The organism is Candidatus Diapherotrites archaeon (genome assembly GCA_040755695.1).
Classification (GTDB): Archaea; Iainarchaeota; Iainarchaeia; order Iainarchaeales; family 1-14-0-10-31-34; genus JBFMAK01.
In genome coordinates, this window is sequence record JBFMAK010000010.1 from 1 (window position 1) to 4591 (window position 4591).

Sequence of the window (4591 nt, forward strand, 5' to 3'; positions counted from 1 at the left end):
AATATTACTGGGGATGGAAACCGCAGCCCGCCGGACTTGACTGGTCAGGCCGAACATTTCTTCCTTGGGGAAATCCGAGGTAAGCCGATAAATTTCGGTCACTAATGCAACGGCTTTCTTCCAGGCCATCAAATCCCGATATGACCGTATTGCGACGCTCATATTTTTTCCTTTCCCTAATCCCTAATCCCTAATCCCTAATCCCTAAAAATAAAGGGGGCATAGGGCTCGCCAGTGAGGAGTATCTGGCGCAGACGCCCTGCCTGGCGGCGGAAGAGGCGGCGGAAATCCAGGTCCGTCTCATCGGCCGCAGCCGCCTGGGGGCGGGTGACAAACCGCTCGTAAGCCCGTCGCCCTGAAAGGGCGGTAGTCCTCCCACATTTCGGTGGTGAGGCGGTTTATCGCCCTGATAGGATCCAGGATCATCTATGAATATTAGAAAAGGCCCAAAAGATAATTGCCATCCAGCCGAGAAAAGCCTAGATAACCTGAATCCGGTAAGGCACCCTGAAAGATATGGTCAGCAGGCGGTAGCCGTCCAGGGACGGGACTGGAATCAGGTTAAAAATACCGATCGAAAGGCTGATTAAGCCAAGCATCTTCAGAATGTAGATATTCAGAAAAATTCCAAGGAGGATGGAACCAATACCCAACAGAAGATTGCCTGCCGGCCCACTGGCGAAATATAGTACCTGGGCAGGCCTCCGAACCGCATTCAAGTCTTCTGCATCTGCCAACACACCGCCATAGAAGGGGAAAAGACCAAGGGAAAAACAGCCGCGCTGGTAAATCACCGGTGTCCCAATCTGGATAACCCGAACCTTCACCCCCACTGCTAACAGGGCGAGTGCGTGGCAGGCCTCGTGCCAAATAATTGAGAGAAGAAGCGCTGAAATGATGGTCAGATTGATCATAATCCAAAGCCTGATTTCGCTAAAACCTTGTGAAAGCTATTTTGCAGAAAATGGTCTTTAATTGCAACAAAATCAAATAAATACTTGACGAAAATAGTGAACGGTAGTATAAATCACCATATTACCTGGTTATATGGTATACAATGGAGGTACTTCTTGAAGACCCTCGCAATCCTTGCCCAGAAAGGTGGTAGCGGTAAAACCACCCTCGCCGTCCATATGGCCGTCTGCGCTGCCAGACAAAACATGTCCACGGCTTTAATCGACATTGATCCGCAAGACTCGGCTTACAAGTGGAACGAAAGCCGCCCGGATGAGCGAAAGCTTGATGCAACCAAAGCAGACCCGGGGCAAATTCCAGCGTTTCTGAAGCAGGCAAAATCGGGGGGTATAGACCTGGTGATCATTGATACGGCCCCCCATTCCGACCAGGCCGCGGCCATCGCGGCCCAGCTTGCCGACTTGATTCTTATCCCGTGCAGGCCCGCCCGCTTCGATCTGGAAGCCATAGCGTCAACGATACAAATCGCCAAGTTGGCAAAGAAGTCTGCCGCGGTGGTCATCAACGCCGCGCCGCGTGGAAGGTTAGCGGAAGAAGCCAGGGCAGCCTTAGTGCAGCAGGGGATTACCGTTGTCGAACCTGTTTTGCATCAGAGGGTAGCATATAGTCACGCGGTCATCGATGGCCGCAGCGTTCATGAATACGAACCAGGAGGCAAAGCTGCCGGCGAAATCGACGAGCTGTATAACTATATAACCAGGTTACTTGGTAATATGAAAAGAAGGGGTAGGGCAGCATGAAAAACAGGCGTGGGAAGCTCGGGGTTTTTGAGGTTGAGAAGGCTCCGGCAGAAGATCTGCCTCAAAAGGAGAAGCGTACTGATCGGGCCGGTCGCACCGCCATGCCTTTTTGGGTCCCCCTGGCTGCCAGAAAACAGCTTAGGGTCATGGCCGCGGAGATGGACACCACGCAGCAGGAACTGATGCGAATCGCCCTGAACGATTTATTTAAAAAGCACGGAAAGCCGCCGATTGCTTAGAGGGATAGCTACTATCACAATATAACCTGGTTATGTTGTGATACCGGCAAATTCCCGGAAGTAGTCGCCAATGGTATCTCATAATGCTTACGGCCGAGGACGGCCTGAGGATACAACAGGAGGTGGAGTTTGATTAGCTCTGCCGATCCTGGTAAAAAGAGGGGGATTGACGGCAATTAATTTGTTGCACTATTAATGGTGCGGAAAGAATATAAATCGGAGAGCCTGGGCCCATCGCCCGGGCTTTTTTATTGCGTCCAGCCAAAGCTGCAGCTTGGTGGGTGTGCCAATCGCTCGCAGACTCTTCTTATCGCCGTCACGTATTGATTTCCCGGCTTTCCAAAACCAGGCCATGGAGTCGCAATCGCCCGAAGGCGCTTATTAGAACTTCAACACTCTCGTCCGCAATCTAATACTGGACCTTGGGAAGCTCTGTCGCAATCGCCCGAAGGCTTTCATCTAAAACAATTACTAATTGTTGTCCAAAGGATATAACTATATCAAGGCTCTATGATTTAAGTTGTTAGGAGAATTAATACGGTAGTTTACATTACATTTCTATAAAAAATAATTATTAGATTTTTTTCAGGGGTAAGTGTCCATGTTCTGGATGGGATTTAAAAGCATCCTGTTCTTTAATCTTGAACCACAAGAACCTGGGATAGCGAAAATCCCGGGGGTCTGATTCGTCCCAAACCATCATCTTGCGCAGATGCTGCATAGTCACGGAATTATCCACCACAAACTCTCGAGTCAGTCGGCGGATTTCCGTTGTCAATGCCGCCCCCTCATATTGGGTGGGGACTATTGCCTGCGATGATTCCAGGCGCCGGTGAGCTGGAGAGAGATAGCTCAATCGGTTGACAGTGATGGCGCAGCTCCCCATCCCCAGGGGTTTGCCCAGCCCCAACTTATGCCGCATGGGTCCATGGAGAGTCGGTCCTTCGTCGCCGATCTTCTTAGTGCGCTGATCCTGTTCCGAGTTCTCAAGAGCGAGCACGTAAACCAAAAGGCCCAGTTCTTCCTCTTGGAGGTTGGCAAAGCTGACCTGAAAATCAAATTTATGTCCAGGCTTGAGAGCATTTATGGTTCGGATTTTATCCTTATGTTTTTGGGGAATATCAGGAGGGACCTCTAAAACTGAATGACGACCGCGAGGCTGATGGAAATACATTTTACGGGCCAAACCATCGGCTTTTCCAGTGGTGGGTGTAGTATAAAATGCGGTATGAGTCGGCTTAGGTCCCTCCAACAGAGCTTGACACTCTTGGGTCTGCCAGGTATCAAGCGGTTCTTTTATGACAGCATCGCTAATGTTCACCTGACCCTGATGCACCCGGGATTGTTCCTCTCTCTCCATCATTCCGAAAATTCTACAAGTAACGCATAAATTCCTGGCTTCTTGACAAGGTTTATACTCTTGCGGAAGTTTCAAGCAATACAATGGAACACCTTTCTTTTGCTTTTTCCGTTCATCGGGACAGGTGCTAAAGCAACCCCCTCCTACCAACTCCGCTAGAGAGCGCAACATGCCTTTCAAAGAACTGCCGGGAATGATTAACCGTTCCCCATCCTCCATCTTACGGTGGCAAAATTGGCTATTGTTATGGTGATCAGGGATAAACAGAAGGGTGAGATTCTCCAAGGTGCAATGAAGAATGCCATTCTTCCCAGTAAAGCGCTCATGGGTATTTGGAGCCTGACGTTTCGGATAGTCTCTGGTGGTGAGCCTGACGGGGACTAGGCGGTAAGGATTCCAAAATGATTCACCCTGCGGCATGGTCTTCTCCCGGTATTTCCCTGAGGCTATGGTAGCGGCTGAAATGGGGCAGGCGGCATTTATCTATCCAATGTTCTACCACCAAGGCCACCCTACCCTGGGAAATAGTATTGCTTACTTGGTAAACCAGCCTTTGAGGTACCTGCTGCTCTAGCCATTCATCCTTTAAATCTGTGCGCACCCCCCATAGGATCAGTTCAGAAAAGTCTTGAGTCAATGGAGACAACAGTTGGGAATGGTCCTGCAGGGGAAAAGCGGGAATGGGCTCTCCCAAATAAACTACTCGCAACCGGCCTTCGACGAGGCGCCATTTTAGCTCCATGGCGGAGGAAAAGAGGCGTCCTAGATGGGAAAATCCTAAGAACTTCCAATCAAATTGGAAAACCTCAAATCTGGCATCTGCCGGAGTGAAAGCCAGCAACAGATTTTCACCAGGCCAAGGGGTTTCCCGAAGAAGCTTCAGAAACTCGTCCCGTGTCAGGTCCCCGGAGGAGAGGTTGGTTTTTTCGGACATTTTTCTCTCACATAATCCTCGATTGCTTTCGGCCATTTCACTGTGGCAATGTATGCTTGAAAATCCTTCTTGGCCGGTAATAATCTCTCCTGCCAATCCTTAGTAAGATCATAAACTTGGCGTAGACCCGAGGCCTGGGGTTGGAGCAGCGGGGCAGGCTGGTCTGCAAGTTCAGTAAAGAAATCATATGCCTCTCGTTCTTCTTGCGTACATAATCCCAGCACTGTCCGGTTAGGAAATTGCATGACAACCGGTAAACATCATTTGAAAAAAATTCTCCCGGAGGCGTTTTTTTCCTTGACAAATTAGCTTGTGAACAAGTGCGGTTTTCGTAATATCCTAA

The 4591-nt window shown here is 49.6% G+C and carries 6 protein-coding genes; 2 read left to right on the forward strand and 4 right to left on the reverse strand.

Going from position 1 to position 4591, the window contains the following annotated elements:
• Positions 1-162, reverse strand: a 162-nt coding sequence (locus AB1467_07315) for a four helix bundle protein (GenBank protein MEW6296063.1), incomplete at its 3' end; no start/stop codon positions are given.
• A 317-nt stretch (positions 163-479) separates the two neighbouring features.
• A complete protein-coding gene (locus AB1467_07320; GenBank protein MEW6296064.1) occupies positions 480-914 on the reverse strand; it encodes a M50 family metallopeptidase in 435 nt (144 codons plus the stop codon).
• A gap of 84 nt (positions 915-998) precedes the next feature.
• Between AB1467_07320 and parA the strand changes: the two genes are divergently transcribed.
• Both parA and AB1467_07330 read left to right on the forward strand, forming a co-directional pair.
• Complete coding sequence (gene parA / locus AB1467_07325; GenBank protein MEW6296065.1) at positions 999-1715, forward strand: ParA family partition ATPase; 717 nt, start codon at positions 999-1001, stop codon at positions 1713-1715.
• Positions 1712-1954 carry a ribbon-helix-helix domain-containing protein gene (locus AB1467_07330; protein MEW6296066.1) on the forward strand — a complete coding sequence of 81 codons (243 nt, stop codon included), beginning with the start codon at positions 1712-1714 and terminating at the stop codon, positions 1952-1954. The genes parA and AB1467_07330 overlap by 4 nt, the downstream gene beginning before the upstream one ends.
• 574 nt (positions 1955-2528) lie before the next feature.
• On the opposite strand, the gene AB1467_07335 is transcribed toward AB1467_07330, so the two are convergent.
• Together AB1467_07335 and AB1467_07340 are read right to left on the reverse strand one after the other, a co-directional pair.
• Positions 2529-3734, reverse strand: coding sequence for an RAMP superfamily CRISPR-associated protein (locus AB1467_07335; protein MEW6296067.1), 1206 nt, complete (start codon positions 3732-3734; stop codon positions 2529-2531).
• On the reverse strand, positions 3721-4344 hold the full coding sequence (locus tag AB1467_07340) for a hypothetical protein (protein ID MEW6296068.1): 624 nt from the start codon (positions 4342-4344) through the stop codon (positions 3721-3723). Before AB1467_07340 ends, AB1467_07335 begins: the two co-directional genes overlap by 14 nt.
• Positions 4345-4591: the final 247 nt, after the last annotated feature.

Excerpts from the sequence above, each read along its gene's own strand:
- AB1467_07320 (MEW6296064.1), bottom strand. The coding sequence starts at position 914 with ATGATCAATCTGACCATCATTTCAGCGCTTCTTCTCTCAATTATTTGG.
- AB1467_07330 (MEW6296066.1), top strand. The coding sequence starts at position 1,712 with ATGAAAAACAGGCGTGGGAAGCTCGGGGTTTTTGAGGTTGAGAAGGCT.
- AB1467_07335 (MEW6296067.1), bottom strand. The coding sequence starts at position 3,734 with ATGCCGCAGGGTGAATCATTTTGGAATCCTTACCGCCTAGTCCCCGTC.